General features: G+C 42.0%; 11 protein-coding genes. 2 read left to right on the top strand and 9 right to left on the bottom strand.

The genetic code is table 11. From position 1 onward, the window contains the following. Positions 1–118: 118 nt before the first annotated feature. From RMY64_RS31405 to RMY64_RS31395, 3 genes are all read right to left on the bottom strand, one after another. Positions 119–964, bottom strand: a complete 846-nt coding sequence (locus RMY64_RS31405) for a GNAT family N-acetyltransferase (RefSeq protein WP_322702092.1) — start codon at positions 962–964, stop codon at positions 119–121. Positions 965–1,300: 336 nt separating this feature from the next. Next, positions 1,301–3,589 carry an FUSC family protein gene (locus RMY64_RS31400; protein WP_322702091.1) on the bottom strand — a complete coding sequence of 763 codons (2,289 nt, stop codon included), beginning with the start codon at positions 3,587–3,589 and terminating at the stop codon, positions 1,301–1,303. A 108-nt stretch (positions 3,590–3,697) separates the two neighbouring features. Continuing rightward, the gene (locus RMY64_RS31395; protein WP_322702090.1) at positions 3,698–6,271 is read right to left on the bottom strand and encodes a dynamin family protein; all 2,574 of its coding nucleotides are present in this window, start codon (positions 6,269–6,271) and stop codon (positions 3,698–3,700) included. 143 nt (positions 6,272–6,414) lie between these two features. Here RMY64_RS31395 and RMY64_RS31390 point away from each other — a divergent pair, with 143 nt between their 5' ends. Both RMY64_RS31390 and RMY64_RS31385 read left to right on the top strand, forming a co-directional pair. Beyond that, positions 6,415–7,701: a hypothetical protein gene (locus tag RMY64_RS31390; RefSeq protein ID WP_322702089.1), complete on the top strand. Its 1,287-nt coding sequence runs from the start codon at positions 6,415–6,417 to the stop codon at positions 7,699–7,701. Between the two features lie 805 nt (positions 7,702–8,506). Further along, positions 8,507–12,037, top strand: coding sequence for an NB-ARC domain-containing protein (locus tag RMY64_RS31385; RefSeq protein WP_322702088.1), 3,531 nt, complete (start codon positions 8,507–8,509; stop codon positions 12,035–12,037). A 188-nt stretch (positions 12,038–12,225) separates the two neighbouring features. Here the strand turns inward: RMY64_RS31385 and hemL are convergent, their stop codons facing one another. The 6 genes from hemL to hemF form a co-directional block, all read right to left on the bottom strand. Continuing rightward, positions 12,226–13,530: a glutamate-1-semialdehyde 2,1-aminomutase gene (gene hemL, locus RMY64_RS31380; RefSeq protein WP_416212170.1), complete on the bottom strand. Its 1,305-nt coding sequence runs from the start codon at positions 13,528–13,530 to the stop codon at positions 12,226–12,228. Positions 13,531–13,586: 56 nt separating this feature from the next. Then, the gene (locus tag RMY64_RS31375; protein WP_322702087.1) at positions 13,587–14,159 is read right to left on the bottom strand and encodes a heme-binding protein; all 573 of its coding nucleotides are present in this window, start codon (positions 14,157–14,159) and stop codon (positions 13,587–13,589) included. A gap of 37 nt (positions 14,160–14,196) precedes the next feature. Beyond that, a complete protein-coding gene (locus RMY64_RS31370; protein WP_322702086.1) occupies positions 14,197–14,943 on the bottom strand; it encodes a DevA family ABC transporter ATP-binding protein in 747 nt (248 codons plus the stop codon). A gap of 84 nt (positions 14,944–15,027) precedes the next feature. Next, complete coding sequence (gene devC / locus RMY64_RS31365; protein WP_322702085.1) at positions 15,028–16,203, bottom strand: ABC transporter permease DevC; 1,176 nt, start codon at positions 16,201–16,203, stop codon at positions 15,028–15,030. 195 nt (positions 16,204–16,398) lie between these two features. Next, the gene (locus RMY64_RS31360; RefSeq protein WP_322702084.1) at positions 16,399–17,592 is read right to left on the bottom strand and encodes an ABC exporter membrane fusion protein; all 1,194 of its coding nucleotides are present in this window, start codon (positions 17,590–17,592) and stop codon (positions 16,399–16,401) included. A 128-nt stretch (positions 17,593–17,720) separates the two neighbouring features. Then, positions 17,721–18,758, bottom strand: a complete 1,038-nt coding sequence (gene hemF / locus RMY64_RS31355) for an oxygen-dependent coproporphyrinogen oxidase (RefSeq protein ID WP_322702083.1) — start codon at positions 18,756–18,758, stop codon at positions 17,721–17,723. Positions 18,759–19,006: the final 248 nt, after the last annotated feature.

The following is a 19,006-nucleotide window of genomic DNA, read 5'->3' as shown; positions in this document are numbered from 1 at the left end:
ATCGCCTACATTTGTGATGACCCGTAGCCAAAAATGGATAAAGTCGAGCTAAGAGAAAAACTTACGCACTTACAGTGGGATTATATAGTAGGGATGTAAACACGTTGTTTGTCCATCTCTAACCTAGTTCTACACTTGTCACAGCAAAGATGCGATTAATAGGTAAACTAGGAATTTCTTTAGTGTACATCCGAGCAGTTTGAGAGACTGGCTGCAATTGGTAACGTTGAACTAGGTCAATCGTTTGTAGATTTGCATCCGGCACATCAACAAACACTGGAACATCAGGATTTTGTGCAAGCAAGGCTTGAAATAATGCTTCAGCAATCTGTTCGTCATTAGCAAACAGTGGCCCAACCCTAAAACCTGTATGGGCAGCTCGGATAACTCCGTAACCAGCAAGAGATCCATTTTTGAGAAACCCGAAAGCAGTACTTTCTGGCTGTTCAATCCAATGTTGCAGAAACAGCGATCGCTTAGAAGGAAAAAATTGGCGATCGTAAGCCACCAAATCTTCAAAAGGCACTGTTTTCAGATCCACGATTCCAGCAGGCACAACACCGCCACCTACCCCTTCATAACGAATATGGTTATAAGCGATTTTGAAACCAGACTTTTTGTAGTTATCTTGTTGAGCTACTGCACCATCCAAGCCGATGTTACGATCGGCACCCAGATAGTCCATTGCTGTCTTCCAAATTTTTATACCCAACCCCTGCCCACGAAACTGGGGTTTCACAACGTAAAAACCTATAACGGCAAAGTGTGGATCGTAAGCAACAGCAGAAATGCACCCCACCGGCTCACCATTCAACTCACCCAAGAAAAAACCGCTCTCGTCAGTTTGATAAAAAGATTGAGCATCATACTTTCCTGGATTCCAACCTTCGGTTGCTGCCCAAGTAATCGCCAAATCCATTTCCGACCTTTTCATTGGGCGGACGACGAAATTCTCAGTGGTCATAATATCTTCTTACTGCTAGGCTGTTAACTATTTAACTTTGCTTTTGCAAACTAAGTGATAACTCTTAATATTACTTTTTTGTATAGCTGCGACTTCTAGTCGCTTGAGCATCTTTTATTCAAAAAATACTGTCTATTACCATATACTAATACACGATTTTGCAAGTGCGATCGCCGTTTTTTTTAGCGGTGATTTAAGGATTTTAGGGAAATTCTGACAAATCAAGAGTGAGACTTTGTGCGACACAATTCTAAATAAATTAGTCATGCTTTTATCACAATTTTGCAATAGCTCTGTGAATATAACCCAATTTATCCCACTATTTTGCAACGCCAATTATTCTTGCAGACGAGCAATTACACAGTGCATAACTTTAATTTCATTAACAATTCGATCCAGTTCTGTGGAAAGTGGAGTTTGTTCTCGAACGGCTTGTAATGTGGGAGTTAAAGTGTTGGAATTGGTAGCAATCTCTGATAACCGAGCAGTATGTAGCTGTTGGATTTGGTGGTGAATTGCTTCGAGATCGCTATCCAGCGCTGGTAATGGTTGGGGTGAGTGTCCCTGTCCAAGGGCATCTGCTAAGTTTTCTAAAACTTGGACAATGGTATCGGCAAGTTGCTTGAGTTCAGTAAATTGGTACTCGCCGCTAAATTCCCGCAGATGTTCTGCCAAAGTTGTTACCGAACTGAAAAAGCCACGAATATATGCCATCAACGTCATTACAGGTTCGATTTCTCCCTGAATATGACGAGGTTCGCTGAACAATCGTTGAGCTGCGGCGTTAGCGTTGACGTTCTCTAGTGCTGCTTGGTGGCGTAGCATGTTGATAGAATCAGCAAATGCATTATGTTCTGGATGGAGATAGTTAGCTATTACTTGCTGAAAGTAAGCAAGATTAGCTCGAATTGTCTTTTCTAGTTGTGCAGGAAGTTGCTGTCGTTCCCAACGCGGGAAAAGCAAATAGCTACCAAGCAGTGCTAAGGCACCCCCAGCAAAGCTATCGAAGATCCGCAATACTCCAACCTGCCAGCCACCTGCACTAATCATGTTGAGTAGCAATATGATGGCGGGAGTGAGTAGTATGGTGAATATACTGTAGCTTAACGATCGCACTGACATCGCCACAAACACCAGCACCAGGAAACAAACTGCGATCGCCAATTGATTCTTAACTAGTAAAACCAGAGCAATGCCAATAATTCCACCTAAAATAGTACCGATGACTCTTTGGACTGTTGTCTGTGACGTTCCGCCAAAGTTGGGTTTAAGTGCAACTAAAGCTGTGAGCGTTATCCAGTAGCCTCTAGGTAGTTGGAATAGCGAGGCAATTAATTCAGCAAAAGTTACGATTAGTGCGAGGCGCAACGCATGACGAAAGAGGACTGAATCAAAAGTGAAATTATTTCGCAGCGTATCAATAATTGTAGAACGCTCTGGTTGGGCTGGCGGAGAAATATCTCGCTGGGCAATGCTGTTACGCAGTTTTCCTTGGCTTAAATCTGTAGCAATCTCTGCATCAGTATGAATTTGTTCTACTAGCTTTGTCAGACTGGCTGTAATTTTCCCAAGGTTGAGGAGATCGGAATAATCATCTGTTTGAGCATTGATAGTTTGATTGAGGACTTGCGAACGCAGAACTTGCCTTTGGTGTTCTAGTGCTTCAAGACTCCGATCGAGATCCCCTAAGTGAGGTGAGTTTTTTCCTTTGGCGATCGCTTGTGATAACATTTGCAGAGCAATTGCCGACTCTTCTATCACTTGCTGAATTTCTGGCTGTAATCGAGAAAAGAGTTGATGTTCGGATGCGATCGCTAATAGTTCGCTCAGTGCTACAACAGAATTGACAATTTGATTTATATCCTCAATTAATACGAGTAACTGATTTCCCCGTAGGGTAGCTCCTCTTTGCCTAGTCCAGATAGTTGTCCAGACGCTACGGGCAAATGTTAAGTTTTGAATGACTGTATCTTGAGCTTGCAAAAATCGCTGTTCCCACTGCTGCCGATCCTTTGGATTTAATGCTCTCTGACTTGCCAAATCCACAAAATTGCTCAATGAGAGATAACAGTTAGCGACTGTCTGTATTGCAGGTACATCAGGACGCACTGCCCACAGTCCCAATGACAAGATAGTTGTCCATGTTCCACCAGCTAGACATAACGCACAGTGTTGAATAAGAGTAGACAAATTAGAAAATGAAGCGAATCTAGCCAGCGCAATCACAAACATAATCGAAGTAATCAAGCTGACAGATGAAGCCACGTTGCCATAGAGATTTGCTAAACCTGCTATAAATATTACCAAGAACGTGGTCGGGACAGCTAACCAGAGATGATCGCTAACCAAACTTGCGATTAGGAACATTACAGTTACTCCAATCGTAGCTGCGATCATCGCGATCGCTCGCTGACGGTAGGCTCCGTCAACATTTACCATCCCAACGAACCAAGCTGCCATAGTGGCGATCGCACTTTCAGCAGTATGACCTGTAATGATGCCAATTCCAATCGGGACACCCAGTACAAAAAGGCTACGCAATCCAGAGGAAAGGGCGGGTTTACCTGGCTGGAGTTGAAACTGCTGCAACAACCAACCCAGAGGACGTTTATCTGTAAATGACATTATGAGACTGGCGATTATAAAAAAGCGCGATCGCTTCTTAAAGCATTTTAGCCAGATATAACTGCGTGGAGGATGTCTGTAATATGTCTTTTGAGATCATTGAGTTGTTTAATTTTTACTATCACTGGTGCATTTACTGAGAATGACTTCCAGCCCATTCTGTACTTGCTCAAGTTCTTGGCGCTTTTGGTAAATCCACATCTTTTCAGCCTCACGTTGTTCCAGAGTTTCGTTGTGAGCTTTTTCCTGCTGTTCGAGGAGATTTTCGCACAAACAAATAGCTTTCTCAATAACTTTAACTGCTGCTTCTATTCGATTGTCAAAAACTAAACCGATAGTTTCGCCAATTTTATCTGTAAGTTGTTCTGTAGATTTAGCAAATTTTTCACAGCCTGTTTTAAATACTTTGAGCTTAATTTGATCATGAATTCCACTCATTCCGAAGCCTAGCGCTCCAGCTATTGCAGCCCCTACACCCGTTACCGCCCACATAATTGGGCCACCTAGTCCCAGTAACATTAGTAAACCAGCGCCTAACCCACCTGCAAAAAGACCTCCACTGATGTAAGAAAATAAATCACCAAAACTATCTCCGATATCATTTATTGCCAAATTTATTTGTTTGCTGAAATTAGTATTTACTTCTTTGTCAATAACCTGCAATCTATCTCGAAGTGCATTTAATTCTTCATTAATACATTTATCTAAAAATTCAAAGTGTGGTTTAAGGATTTTATTTTTAAGTTCTTTTTCGCCCCATACATCAATTTCATTTTGTAAATCACGGATGAATTGATTAACATAATCTTGCCTAAGTTGCTGTTGACTAAAAATTGGATTATGTGATGAAGTCCAGTGTTCTAACTTATTCGCTAATCTTTCAATTAATCCTTCAATCCATTCGTGCCAAGATTCGTTTGCTTCCTCCAATGCTAAATCTCTTACTTCATTAGCTAAAACTTGTATTCTGACATCACGTCCACTTGCTTCTCCAATTTGCTCTAATATTTCTAACTTTCCAGCTTCAGAAAGTTTTATATTACCGTCTAAAGTATCCTTAGCCTGACGCAAACCATCTAATCCTGCTTGAATACGGTCATTTATTTTATTTACGAATTGCTTATTTTGTAAATACCCGCGCTCAATTGTCAAAAACTTTTCTAAAGATTGAGTGAAAGTATGAAATGTTTTTAGATATTCATTATCCCTATTATTTAAAATAGCCTTTAAGGAAGCTTTTGCAGAAATGTAATGGACACGGTGTTCACCATTTGAAATAAGTAAATTTTTGTTTTTAATAAAGCTTTCTAGTCGCTGTCTCACATCTTGACGGTCTTCCTCTTCTTCAACTGAATCCATAAAATTCACTAAAATAAAAAGGTTTTCAGCAGGCTGATATTCATGATTACCATTAAGTTGGTATCTCACATCTTGTATCAATTCTTTTTCTTTTTCACTAAGTAGATGCATTGCATCCGTTAGAAAAATCACTGCATCAGTATTTTTCAGCAATTTATAAGTAATAGATGTTCTATCAGGGTGTTCATTTAGTCCAGGAGAATCTAGAATTTCAACACCACTTTTGCATAACAGTAACTCAGGATGCTCAAAAATAATTTCTTCAATATCAGATTGTGCTAGTTCATCACTACGATGCTCTGTTGCAGCTTCTTTGGAAATAGCTGCCTTAACCTTATACTGCTCAAAAGGTATCTCTTCATATCGTCCATCTTTGTAACGACAGAATACGCGCTTTTTTATTCCATGTTTGAGAACTGTGACTGTACCACTACAGGGAATTGCTCTTACAGGTTGGATTTCTTCACCTAGTAAGGCATTTAGTAAGGTTGATTTTCCTTTGCTAAATTCGCCTACAACTGCTAAACGAAACCGTTGTAATTTAATTTTTTTAAATACTTCTTCTATTTCTTCTATCAAAGTATGAGGTAAGAAACTACGCTCATTACAATCTTTAAGCACTTGGTAAACTTGATTACAATAAGTCTCTAATTGCTGACGATTTTCTTTAAACTTTGCCAATTCTCTATAAGATATATTGCTATGCTGTCCAGTTACTTTAGTTTCAGGTTTAGCAGTTAGAGCGGCTAGGATATCATTTGCCGCCTTGACAAATATATTATCCAATTGTTGAAATCGAGCATTATTGAGTAAAAAATTCACTTCATTTAAAACAGCAAACTCCACACTTCCTTGATGAATAAAAGCAGCCTCTAAAATTGCTAAATGTTGTGGTTTAATGCCTAGCTGGTTGCCAATCATCTCCAAATATTTTTTCTCGTGGGGGTCAATTTCACCATTTGCTGCTGACATTTCATAGCCGAAGCTAATCAACAAAAGCTTTTCTGACTCTGAAAGCGGAGCCGCCAATGCTAATAAGCTATTAACTTGCTTATAAACTTGATTATCTTTGACTCCCTTAATCATCAAATGTGTCAATTTACGCACATCACTTTCTGGATTGCTAAATCGATAAAGGGTTGTTAATAAACGTTGCTTTTCTGACTCTGCTACTATGCCATCTACAAATATCACTCCCAGCAGTACCGTAACTAAATTTGCCAGAAATATTACAGGTGGTGTGAGATTCTTTTGAGTCAGTTTTTGTCCGGTAATCTGCGACAATAGCTCAACAGCCTGAGAACTAACTAGTGAAGTATCCATAAAATATGTAAGGTGAGAAAGTTTTTCAGGCTTAGTATGCCCAGATTTAGACAAAATTAATTAATATACCGAATAAATACGGTTATCTTTACTTTTTTATACCAGTTAGGCTCAAGAAAATTAGCTTTTAGCAACCTAAAAATATGCTGTTTCAATTTGCGCCTGCAATTCAAGCTGGTATTGATGCTGGGAGATATCTACAAGTCTTTAGCAATGGAGTACCCATAAGCATGGTTAGAGATAAAGTTAGCGGGCAGTTTATTGCCCATGCTATTGGTGCTACTGTTAACAACAGTCCTTTATCTCCACTGATGGCAGCTTCTAATCTAGTAACCAGTGGGATGCAAATGTATCAAACTCAGCAAGGTTTTACGGCTGTACTGAATGGCTTGCAAACTATACAAAGTAGCTTGGGTGTGCTGCAAGCAACTACAGCTTTGATTGGTGTGGGAACGATCGCAGGTGTAGCATTAACAGCAGTCAACCTGCATCAGACATTGAAATTAAGAAAAGAAGTAGAGCAATTAAGGCTGGAAGTCAAAAACGGTTTTATTGACTTGAAACAAGCTTTAAAAGACCAAGGAGTAGAAATTAGGCAAATAATCGAGCAAGTAGCTCAAGATATTAAATTTGAACAACATCGCACAGTTTTAGTGAGGGCGTATGGAGTGTTTATCCAGGCGATGAACCGCTTCCGTTCAGCGATGCAATTGCAAGATTTCAGCCGGAGGAACGCTGAGATTGATAGCGTTAGGGGAATGTTATTTGCGGCTTTAGCAGATTACAGTAATCCCCATCTACTGGAAGAAACCTGTGCAGCTGGTCAATTACGCAGACTCGAATGTGCTTGGGCAATTGAACAGGTGATTGTTGCAACTTATCAAGTGCAGAATGAGGTTTCAGCAGTTAGCGATCGCCTGTCTCATCTTCAAGATAAAATCTGTCAAGATGCTCTCACCGTGATTAATCGCTGCGAATCACATGATGAGCTTGATTTTCTCTTTCCCGAAATTATCCGCATTAAAAATCATGATTTAGCAGTATTGGATTCGTGGCAAAATCATGTTGATTGGATGCGATCGCTTCCTTCATCAGATTTAAAGCTTTTAAGTAGCGCTGATTTTAATAGTCCAGAGACTCACTACTCCACAATCAATGTAGCAGAACCGCCAGAACAATTAGTATATGAGAGTTTAGCCGAAAAATCTCATTTCTATTCGCTTCGTGACCAGTTACTATTTATATTCGAGCCTGAACTACGTCGAGAGTATGAATTTTATATTAGCGATCAAGCTGGAATTACTGGTTATAAAACATTAGTTACATCTAATTTGCAACAGGCATCAGACTTAACTGTTGGTAATCTTTATTACTATTTTAAGGTGAGAGATGAATCTAAAGATGAGACAGAGTTAGTTTCAGCTAACTAAAACACATACAGAAATTCTTGAAGTAACTATTTTCTCAAGTCCGCCTATGCGGACTTTTTTATATAGCTGCGACTTTCAGCTACTTAAGCATTATTTACTCAAATACTACTGTTATATTACCAATTTGCTCTTTTATTTTATTTTGTGATTAGGCAAATTTTGCTAAACCTGATTCAGGAATTTTTCGTTTTATTCCTGTATCTTGTTGTCCATCTACCCAATTTGTAAATTTATTTATACTAGATACAAATAGAGAACTATGGGGACTGGCAATACAGATGGTTGAAAACAACTATACATATCGAGAAATACAAACAGTTTTCTCTCATTTATTTACTCTCAAACAGATGCTTGAGTTTTTAGATTAACTATTAAAATTAGCTCAAAAATAATTGAGAAAAGTTCATCTTTCATTAAGATTAAGTCATCATAGTCATCATTTTTATCCCCAGAGACTCGAACAAAAGAAAATCGCGCTCGTCAATTTATTTTTTCTAGCGATCGCATCTTTGCTAGCTTGTTAGTTCAAATGTACTATACTACTTGCTCAAGTTTCGGGTGGGTGTCGATAAAATTTGATGTATATCAATCACCATAAAGGTTTGAAGTTTCGCACCGAGAACTAGTCTAAACTCCAGTATTGAGTGGAAAACGTTTTAGTCAATTTTGCGAAGTTTCGGTTAAAAAGAAAAAAGTCATTATTGACACCATCAAAAAAAACCGAAAACAGTTATAAATATATCTTGGGTGAAAAAGTACTTAAGTTCTGTGCTAAATCTATCTTTGTCTGTAGAGGAATTTGGGTATGCTAAGACGCAAGCGCGGAGTTATACTCACTTCTGTCGGTTTACAGAAGTTTGAGGAAGCAAGGCACAAGTTTGAGTTTCGAGATAATTTTGGCAAGAGATTTACTCTTGAAGAGTTAAGCTACCGCACTAACTTAGATCCTCTAACAATTAGAAAAGTTTTGAACCGTAGGAAGGGAGTCGACAAGCGAACACTTGAGGCTCTCTTTCTTGGTTTTGATAGCTGCCTATGCGAAGGCTACTATTCGACCTCAGACCCCAATTGCCGTCAAGATTGGGGGGAAGCTGTTTCTGTCTTAGCATTTTACGGACGTACAGAAGAACTCAGTACTCTGGATGAGTGGTTGCTGAAGGATTCGTGTCGATTAGTTACCATTCTCGGAATGGGTGGAGTAGGGAAAACTAGTCTGTCGATCAAATTGGCAGAACTAATGCAAGACAAATTTGATTGTATTGTCTGGCGATCGCTGTATGACGCTCCACCCATTGATACATTCTTGGGTAGCATCATTCAGTTTCTGTCTGACGAGCAAGAAACCGAGGCAGAATTGCCGGAAAGCGTTAGTGATAAGATTTCCCAGTTGCTTAACTACTTTAAGGAAATGCGCTGCTTGGTCGTGTTCGATAATGTAGATGCTGTATTACGTGGTGGGAGTCGAGCAGGACAATATAGGGTTGGATATGAGCAGTATGGCGAACTCCTCAAACGAGTAGGTAAATCAGAGCACCAGAGTTGCTTGCTACTCACAACGCGAGAAAAACCTAAAGAGATCGCCTCTCTAGAAGGAGAAGCCTTGCCAGTGCGAACTTTGCGATTGGGTGGACTAAAAGAAGGAGAGGGAGAGGAAATTCTTAAGAGTAAGAGGCTCAAGGGTTCAGAAACTCAATTCAGCGCACTGGTTAAACGCTATGGAGGCAATGCCTTAGCCTTAAAAATTGTCGCAACTACAATTCAAGATTTATTTGATGGTTATATTTCTGAGTTTTTAAAGGAGGAAACCACCGTATTTGGCGATCTTCGCGACCTATTAGACCAGCAATTTGAGCGTATATCTGATGAGGGAAAGCATGTAATGTACTGGCTAGCGATTAATCGGGAGCCAGTTACCCTCTCCAAGTTACGAGAAGATTTAGTATCGCCTTTTCCACAACTCAATTTAGTTGAAACGCTGGAATCTTTGGGACGGCGATCGCTCATTGAACGACATACAACTTGCTTCACCCTACAGCCAGTCGTCATGGAGTACGTGACAAGTCGCTTGGTTGAACAAGTTTGTGAGGAGATTGCTAACCAGGAGTTTTCGCTTTTTAAAAGCCATGCTCTGATCAAAGCTACCGCCAAAGACTATGTAAGAGAGACTCAAATTCGTCTGATTCTCTATCCCGTGATTAACAGGTTAATTCCAGTCTTTGAAGGCAAAAAAAACTTGGAATATCAACTGACTCAAATTTTACTCAAGCAGCAACAGAAGTCACCTTTGGAGCCGGGATATGTAGCAGGTAATATTTTTAACTTACTCAATCAGCTAGGAACTAATTTAACGGGCTATGATTTCTCTGGTCTAACCATTTGGCAGGCTGACCTACGAGATGTAAATTTACAAAATACAAACTTTGCTTACGCCAATCTAGCCAAGTGTACGTTTACTGAAACTTTTGGTGCTATTCATGCGGTAGCTTTTAGTCCTGATGGAGAACTTCTGGCGGTAGGTGACAGTAATGGAGAAATTCATCTTTACCAAGTTAGCGATGTGCAACCAGTCTTCATCTGCACGCGACACAAGAGTTGGGTAACATCACTGACGTTCAGCCCTGATGGTAAGATTCTCGCTAGCGGCAGCACAGATTACACAATAAAGCTATGGGATGTTAGTACTGGTCAGTGCCTTCGCACCTTAGAAGGGCATACAAATGAGGTTTGGTCGGTTGCATTTAGCCAAGATAATTGCACATTAGCAAGTGGCAGCGATGACTGCACCGTGAAGCTATGGAATAGCAGCACTGGAGAATGCTTGAAAACACTTGAGGGACATCTTAGTTGGGTACTCTCTGTTGTCTTTAGGGGAAATACTCAACTGTTGAGTGGTAGTGACGATCGCACCGTTAAATTGTGGGATATCAACACTGGAAAGTGTATGCAAACGTTTGAAAAGCATCATAATAGTGGAATCCGGTCAATTACCCTCAGTCCAGATGGTCAGATACTAGCAACTGGCAGCGAGGATCAAACTATTAAGCTATGGAAGACTCAAACGGGTGAATGTCTCAAAACACTTCTGGGGCATTCTAATCGAGTTTTTTCAGTGGACTTCAGCCCACAAGGCGACATTTTGGCTAGCGGCGGTCACGATCATCACGTGAAGTTATGGGATGTCGATACGGGTGAATGTTTCAAAACGCTTCAAGGACATTTCAGTTGGGTCTTTGCAGTTGCCTTTAGTCCCCAAGGTAAGCTTTTGGCTAGTGGCGGCCACGATCAAACTGTGAAGCTATGGAGCGCCGATACAGGTGAATGCCTCAAGACCCTACAAGGATATACCAATCAAATACTCTCTCTTAGCTTTAGTCCTGTTAGTGCTAGTTTGCCAAGCATTGGTCAAATTTTTGCTAGTAGCAGCCGCGATCGCACTGTGAGGTTATGGGATGCCGCAACTGGCGAATGCCTCCAAGTGTTAAAAGGACATTCCAACTCGGTTCATTCAGTTATCTTTAATCATGAAGGAAATATCCTAGTCAGCAGTAGTGTAGATAAAACACTAAAAATATGGGATGTTCGTTCAGGTCAAACCTTAAAAACCTTACAGGGACATCGCGCAGCAGTTTTATCGATTGCCTTTAGTCCAGACAGCCAAACCATAGCAAGTGGTAGTGAAGACTGTACTATAAAACTGTGGGACGTTCGTTCAGGTCGAACCTTAAGAACCTTACAGGGGCATGACGCTGCGGTTTGGTCAGTTACCTTCATCTCTCAAGGCGAGATATTGGCGAGTGGCTCCTGGGATCAAACGGTCAAGTTATGGGATATTCACACGGGTAACTGCCTCAGAACGTTGGCAGGACACACAAGTTGGATTTGGGCAATTGCGATCGCTCCCGATGGTAATACCCTGGCAAGTGCTAGTCCAGATCGAACAATCAGGCTGTGGAATTCGCACACGGGTGACTGCCTCAACGTTTTGCAAGCAGACACAAACTGGTTGCAATCGATCGCCTTTAGCCCTGATGGCAGAATACTGGCTAGCACGAGTCACGATCTGACAATCAAGTTGTGGGATGTCTCTACAGGTGAGTGCCTGAAAGTTTTGCACGGACATACAGGCTTGGTTTGGTCAGTTGCTTTTAGTCCAGACAACCAAACCTTAGTTAGTGGCGGTGACGATGAAACGATTAGACTTTGGGATATCGTAGCAGGCAAATGCTTAAAAACCATGAGAGCAAGTAAGCCCTATGAACAAATGAATATTTTCGGAGTTAAAGGTTTAACTGAGGCGACAACTGCCACGTTGACCTCTTTAGGAGCAGTTATCTAAGTTCAAACCATTAGCCTAGTAGTTCGCTTTCGTGACGAAAGCGGGGTAAAGGGTAAGGGGGAAGGTGGAGTCCCCTCTGGGGATAAGGGGCGGGGGAAAAGGTTTTAAATCCCTTACCCTTTCCCCTTTTCCCTTTTCCCTTTCCCCTTTCCCCAGCCTCACCCAGCTTTCGTTGGCTTGACAGACCACTAGCGGGACTTAGACATGACTGTTTGGGCTGCTTGGAGGGTGCGATCGATGTCTGCTTCGGTATGAGCTAAAGAAGTAAATCCGGCTTCAAATTGAGATGGAGCTAAATAAATTCCATGTTCCAACATACCGCGATGGAAGCTAGCAAATTTACTTAAGTCAGACTTTTTGGCATCTTCATAATTGCGAACTGGACTTTCGTTAAAGAAGAAACCAAACATGCCGTTAATGCGATCGCCGCAGGCAGCATGACCTGTTTGTTTAGCAATTTCCAGTATCCCATTTGTGAGTCGCTTTGTAATGCGATCGAGATACTCGTAAGTTCCAGGCCGTTGCAACAACTCTAGCGTCTTAATTCCTGCCGTCATTGCCAGTGGATTCCCCGAAAGCGTTCCGGCTTGATACACGTATCCGGCTGGAGCAACCATCGACATAATTTCTTGGCGACCACCATAAGCGCCTACGGGTAGACCGCCACCGATGACCTTACCTAAAGTAGTTAAATCAGGAATAACGCCAAACTTCTCCTGCGCCCCGCCGTAAGCGATGCGAAAGCCTGTCATCACTTCATCAAATACTAATAGCGCCCCATACTCCTGCGTGAGTTTTCGCAAACCTTCAAGAAAACCCGCAGCAGGTGGAATAAAACCTGCATTTCCTACCACAGGTTCAAGAATTACACCAGCAATTTCATCAGGATTTTGCTCGAATAATACTCTTACTGCTTCTAAATCGTTGAAAGGAGCGGTCAGCGTACTGCTAGTTACGGATTTGGGCACACCAGGAGAATCGGGCAAGCCGAGAGTGGCAATACCAGAGCCAGCCTTAACGAGAAACATATCGGCGTGCCCGTGGTAACAGCCTTCAAACTTGATTACTTTCTCCCGCCCCGTAAAAGCTCGCATCAGACGAAGCACAGCCATACAAGCTTCTGTGCCGGAGTTGACAAAACGCACCATTTCGATACTCGGAACAGCATCGATTACCATCTGTGCCAGTACATTTTCTAGATAACAGGGCGCACCAAAGCTAGTTCCTTTTTCCAGCGCATCGTGCAGAGCCGCAATGACTTCAGGATGAGCGTGACCGCAGATAGCAGGCCCCCAACTACCGACATAATCGATATATTGATTGCCATCCACATCCCAGATGTAAGCATCCTTGACGCGATCGAATACAATCGGCTGTCCGCCAACAGATTTGAAAGCCCGTACGGGAGAACTGACTCCTCCTGGCATTAATTTTTGGGCAGCAGCAAAGATTTCCGCCGATTGGGTGGTTTTTAAGCGAGTCGTTGCAATCATAATTTTTTCTCCTGAGATTTTGACTTGGGTTCTAGAGTTAGCTGAAACCAACCGTCTTATTTCAATTCGAGCATGACTTCATTGCGTCTGAATGCGGGCAAGATGAAGGGAGAGTCATAAAAAGCATAAATCGGTTTACCTTTTGGCTCGATACCTTGCTGAACCAGAAAAGCAAATAATTTGGCTTCCTTTTCTTGCAATTGTTCATCCCCAGCCGAGCCGGAGAAACGAATTGCCGCAACTTTGTTGCTGGGAACTTCTTTGATAGTAATGCGAGAGTCTTTTGGTTTTGGCAGCGTTGCCAGGGTGTATTCTGAGGGCATCACGAACTGTACCGCCCAAGTGCTTGTAGCAATATTTTCTCCCGCTTCTTGTTGAATGACAGGCGCAGTCATGGCGATTTTTTCACTTGGCTGAGATTGCGTGACGGGCGCAGTCATGGCAATTTTGGTTACAGACGTGTTTTCACCAAATATGTAAGCGGCAAGAATCGAAAAAGCAGCTTTGTTTGCTCGATCTCTTTGGGCTTCAATGAGTGTTTCGGCAACAATTTTTGGCTCGTATTGCCGTATTTCAATATCATCATAGGATTGCAATACGCAATATTTTGGTTCTTCAGTTTGACTCATCAGACTTTCACAAATAACTACAATTAATCGTATAAAACTAGTTGCCTACTTCTTGTACTAACCGTCCGTCTTCCATCTCGATGATGCGATCGGCAATATCAAGAATTCGATTATCGTGAGTGACGAGTAAAATGGTGCAACCCTGCTCTTTAGCTAAACGCTGCATGATATCTACAACATCGCGACCTGATTTTTTATCAAGAGCAGCAGTGGGTTCGTCGGCAAGAACAATTTTAGGATGGCTGACTAGGGCACGAGCGATCGCAACTCGCTGCTTTTGCCCTCCAGAAAGACTGTCTGGATAATAATCGATGCGATCGCCCAAACCAACACTTTTGAGAGTATCCGTCGCCAGCCGATCCATATCTTGCTTTAGATACTCATCATGCAGTTCTAAAGACATTCGGACATTCTGCTTTGCTGTTAAGAAAGTCAATAAATTGTGTGCTTGAAAAATATAACCAATCTGCCGCCGCACTTCCATCAATTGCCGCTTACTAGCCCCACACATTTCCTGTCCCAAAACTTTCAGGTTGCCTTCTTTAGCGGTTCTCAATCCACCTATTAGTGTTAGTAAGGTGGTTTTACCAGAACCAGATGGCCCAGTCATAATTACGATTTCTCCAGAATAAATGTCGAGATTAATATCAAACAAGACTTGCTTGCAGAGTTGTCCCTGACCGAAGTAGTAATCGAGATGGCAAACTGAAATAACTGGTTGTTGGCAAGTATTTTGAAATTTGAGTTTTGAGCTTTGATTTACGAGACTAATGTCTTGCAGCATGAGAGTTCAACTGTAAATTTTGGTTTGGTTCTAGAAAACTATGAGTTTTGAAATGCGATATTTTGCTAAACTTCAACTCAAAACTTAGAAGATATCAGCTGGATCGGCTGCTCGTAATTTTTGTATGGCAAGCGTTCCCGCTCCAATACACATAACGAATGTCAACACTAACACAGTTACCGCGCGAGCTAGTTTCATTGCAGTCGGTAAAAACGTCACGGATTGAAAAAAAATGTAAAATCCACTTGAGAGCAAAAAACCTGGAATAAAGCCCAAAACTGCTAAAATAAAAGCTTCTTGAGCGATAACTTTAATTAGATATATATCGCTGTAACCCATTGCTTTTAAAGTTGCATATTCGGGCAAATGATCTGAGACATCAGTATAAAGAATTTGATAAACAATGACTGCTCCGACTAAAAAACCGATTGCGACACCGAGGTTAAAAGTCGGGCCAATAGAGGAGCCTGTAGACCAATATGCACTTTCACGAGCAGTGAATTCAGCGATGTTTAGTACTAGTAAATCATCCGGTAACTTGGCTCGTAAATCAGCCTGGACTTGCTCAATGGAGGCATTTGATTCTACGTCAATAATACCCAGATCGATGTCGTTTGCTTGGCGTTGGGGAAAAAGTCGTAAAAAGGTAGAATCGCTGACGATCAGATTGCCGTCAGCAGAAAAAGAAGAACCGAGCTTAAATAATCCAACTATTTGAATTTGATAATCGTTAGTTTGGACGATCAGCGGATTCTGTTTTTTCAGCAAACTAGGAACGTCCCCAAGCTGAGGAACCAATCCAGCCCTATCAAATAACGCTCGATTCAATAACTTCAGTTTATTCAATTGTCGATTGACTTCTGGTAAGTCAAATGCTGGCTGATTTGGATCGATTCCATAGACGAAAAGTTTACGGCTAGCTCGATTTTCAGTATTTCGCCACGATGCTTGACTCACATATAGCGTCGTCAGGGATTTTACACCGTTAACACCTGCTATTTTATAGAGTTTATTTCTGGAAAAACTTTTGATAGATTGCAAGTTATCAGACAGTTTATTGACTAAAAATAAATCTCCTTTAAGCGTGGTATAGGGAGTAACTTGCGAATCAAATAGTGCATCCCTAACTCCCAGTTGAAAAAACATTAGAAAATCGGCAAAGGCGATTCCTGCTATAGCAACGAACAATCGAGTCTTTTGACGGCTCATTTGCCGCCAAGCAAGTGGGGTTTTACGAAATAATTTATTGAATATAGTCAAGTTGCTTCGCTCCAATTCAAGATTAAAAATTCCAGAAATAAGTAGGTGGACACAATTATTTAGAAGACGCATTTCGACTTCGCTCAATGCTCGGTAAGCTTATTCTAAGAGGGTTGAGCGCAGTCGAAACCCGGCGAGATCGAGTTAGGTTTAATTTAGTCCTTCTACTTAATTCTTAATTTTGCTTGTTCCCTTTTATTGTTTGATATTGTTATTCGGCTGAATGGCAACCTGTACTTGCAAGTTAGTTAAGTTTGCAACTCGTTTGCTATCTTGGGGAGCGAGTGCAATTCTCACTTCAACAACTTTGCGATCGAGGTTTTCTCCAGGTTCGCCGCTAGTGACTTCTTGTTGGATCACCTGTAGTCCAATCAGCCGAACGGTTCCGCGCAACTCTTGGGAGAAGGACTCGCTGGAAATCTTTACTTGTTGACCTTCACGAACTTTGCCAATATCAGTTTGATATATCTCTGCGATCGCTTCCATCGAACTGGTTTGTCCGAGTTCGGCAATGCCTTTCTCACCAACGACTTCTCCGGGTTTGGCCTTAATATCGAGAATCCGACCTGCTATAGGTGCGCGGATATAAACTTCAGCGAGATCGGCTTCAGCTTTTTTGACTGCGGCGATCGCTTTGTTAACCTCGGCCTGGGCTGCTTGCACGTCTACTGGACGTACCTCAGCAATCTTATTTAGGTTGGCCTTAGCTTGCTGGATTTGCTGCCGTAGGGTATCTACACTCTTATTTTGGTTAGCTTTAGCTTCGGTAAGCTGTGCTTGCGCTGTTTCTAGAGCAAGTTGTTTTCGATCTACTTCCACAGCAGAAATCGCGCCGTTTTGGTAAAGCGAGGAATAACGATTATATTCAGTATTGGCAGTATTAACTTCGGCTTGCCAGCGAGAGATAGTGGCTTCTCTAGTAGATATTTCGCCCTTTAACTCTTCTTCCAAGCGATCGATTTCAGCTTTTTGGGCAGCAATCTCTCCAGATTTGGCGCCAGCTTGCACCTTGGCTAACTCTGCTTGGGATACTTTGACTTGTGCTTGCGCTTCCAGTAGAGCATTTTGCAGCCGATCGCGCGAATCCATAATAGCGATCGCTTGACCGGCTTTAACGCCACTGCCACGCTGTACAAGCAATTTGGCTACGCGATCGTTGCTTAAGGTAGCAGGTACGGATACTTTGATAACTTCTGTTGCTGGTTCTATCCGTCCTAAAGCGGTAATTTCCTCAATCTTTGGTTTCGGTTGCACAACTTCAACGGGTTTGCCGATTGGTTTTGATTGAGAAATACCGTAGAAAGCGATAATTCCTGTAAGCGCAGTACCAGCAAAAACGACAGCCAGCGTCCATTGCTTTGAAGGTTTTGAGAGCGATTGTAAATTCATGTCAATACTTCAAATTTCAGCGAGGACTTTGGTAAAATTGTCCTTGGTCATTAGTCATTTGTCCTTTGTTAATACAAATGACTAATGACAAATGACAAATGACATTTCTGATGTTTTGACGGCAAAAGTTAAACTACAAGAGATGTCAGGCTTGCCCAATCTTGAGGCTTTAAGAATACTTCGTACAACTCGGCTTCTGGGGTGTTGGGTTCGGGTTGATAGCCATACTCCCAACGCACTAATGGAGGTAAAGACATCAAAATTGACTCTGTGCGCCCGTTAGTTTGCAGTCCGAAAATCGTGCCGCGATCGTAAACTAAATTGAATTCAACGTAGCGTCCGCGCCGATATAATTGAAAATTACGTTGGCGATCGCTGTACTCCATTGACTGCCGCCGCTTGACAATTGGCGTGTAAGCAGGTAGAAAAGCTTTACCGCAATCTTGTGCGAATGCGAATAATTCTTCCCAATTGCGGGTTTGTGGGATGTCAACGCGATCGCTATTATCTGCGGCTGCTCCTTTGGGATCGGGGCCTCGATAAAGCTGACCTTGACCGTCTTGATAGTCAAAAAAGATGCCGCCAATGCCTCGCATTTCTTGACGATGTTTGAGATAAAAATACTCGTCGCACCAAGGTTTAAACACTGGATAATATTCGGGATGGTGCGCGTCACAAGCCTGTTTTAATGTGTAATGAAAATGAGCCGCATCTTCAGCAAACGGATAGTAAGGCGTTAAATCGATGCCGCCGCCAAACCACCAAACCGGGCCAGCTTCAAAGTAGCGGTAATTGAGATGAACGGTTGGCACATAAGGATTGCGCGGATGCAATACCATTGAAGTGCCGGTGGCATAAAACTGATGTCCATTAGCCTCTGGACGTTGTGCCAAGATTGAAGGTGGCAGGTGAGAACCCCAGACTTCAGAGAAATTAACTCCGCCTTGCTCGAATACTGCACCGTCGCGGATGACGCGCGATCGCCCGCCACCTCCTTCGGGTCGTTCCCATGTATCTTCCTGAAACGTACCTTCGCCATCTAGCTGTTGCAAACCCTGACAAATTTCGTCTTGCAACTGTCGCATGAACTGGCTAACTCTAGCCTTGGCATCAACTGGGGGTAGAGGTTTGGATTGAGTTGTTGGAGCAGTTAAAGTAGTGTTCATGAGCAATACCTGTTTTTCCTATTTCTTAATAGCGAACATTTTTGTTTAGCCTCCTAACTTTTTAGATCCCCCTAAATCCCCCGATAAATTGGGGGACTTTAAGAGACTCTTTGTCCCCCAATTTATCAGGGGGTTGGGGGGATCTAAGACTTTGAAAACACGCCCTAGCCCTTCTTAAAAAGGCTACCGCGTACACAAAAATCTTTTAGAGTTGTTGCGTAACGTAGGGAAGGTTAATTTTTGCAGGT

It is taken from the genome of Nostoc sp. DedQUE08, from assembly GCF_034530895.1.
GTDB lineage: Bacteria > Cyanobacteriota > Cyanobacteriia > Cyanobacteriales > Nostocaceae > Nostoc.
Note: the sequence above shows the minus strand (reverse complement) of the source record. Positions and strands in the feature narration are given on the sequence as shown.

Coding starts and splice junctions, on each gene's coding strand:
- RMY64_RS31405 (WP_322702092.1), bottom strand. CDS start 964: ATGACCACTGAGAATTTCGTCGTCCGCCCAATGAAAAGGTCGGAAATG.
- RMY64_RS31400 (WP_322702091.1), bottom strand. CDS start 3,589: ATGTCATTTACAGATAAACGTCCTCTGGGTTGGTTGTTGCAGCAGTTT.
- RMY64_RS31395 (WP_322702090.1), bottom strand. CDS start 6,271: ATGGATACTTCACTAGTTAGTTCTCAGGCTGTTGAGCTATTGTCGCAG.
- RMY64_RS31390 (WP_322702089.1), top strand. CDS start 6,415: ATGCTGTTTCAATTTGCGCCTGCAATTCAAGCTGGTATTGATGCTGGG.
- RMY64_RS31385 (WP_322702088.1), top strand. CDS start 8,507: ATGCTAAGACGCAAGCGCGGAGTTATACTCACTTCTGTCGGTTTACAG.
- hemL (WP_416212170.1), bottom strand. CDS start 13,530: ATGATTGCAACGACTCGCTTAAAAACCACCCAATCGGCGGAAATCTTT.
- RMY64_RS31375 (WP_322702087.1), bottom strand. CDS start 14,159: ATGAGTCAAACTGAAGAACCAAAATATTGCGTATTGCAATCCTATGAT.
- RMY64_RS31370 (WP_322702086.1), bottom strand. CDS start 14,943: ATGCTGCAAGACATTAGTCTCGTAAATCAAAGCTCAAAACTCAAATTT.
- RMY64_RS31360 (WP_322702084.1), bottom strand. CDS start 17,592: ATGAATTTACAATCGCTCTCAAAACCTTCAAAGCAATGGACGCTGGCT.
- hemF (WP_322702083.1), bottom strand. CDS start 18,758: ATGAACACTACTTTAACTGCTCCAACAACTCAATCCAAACCTCTACCC.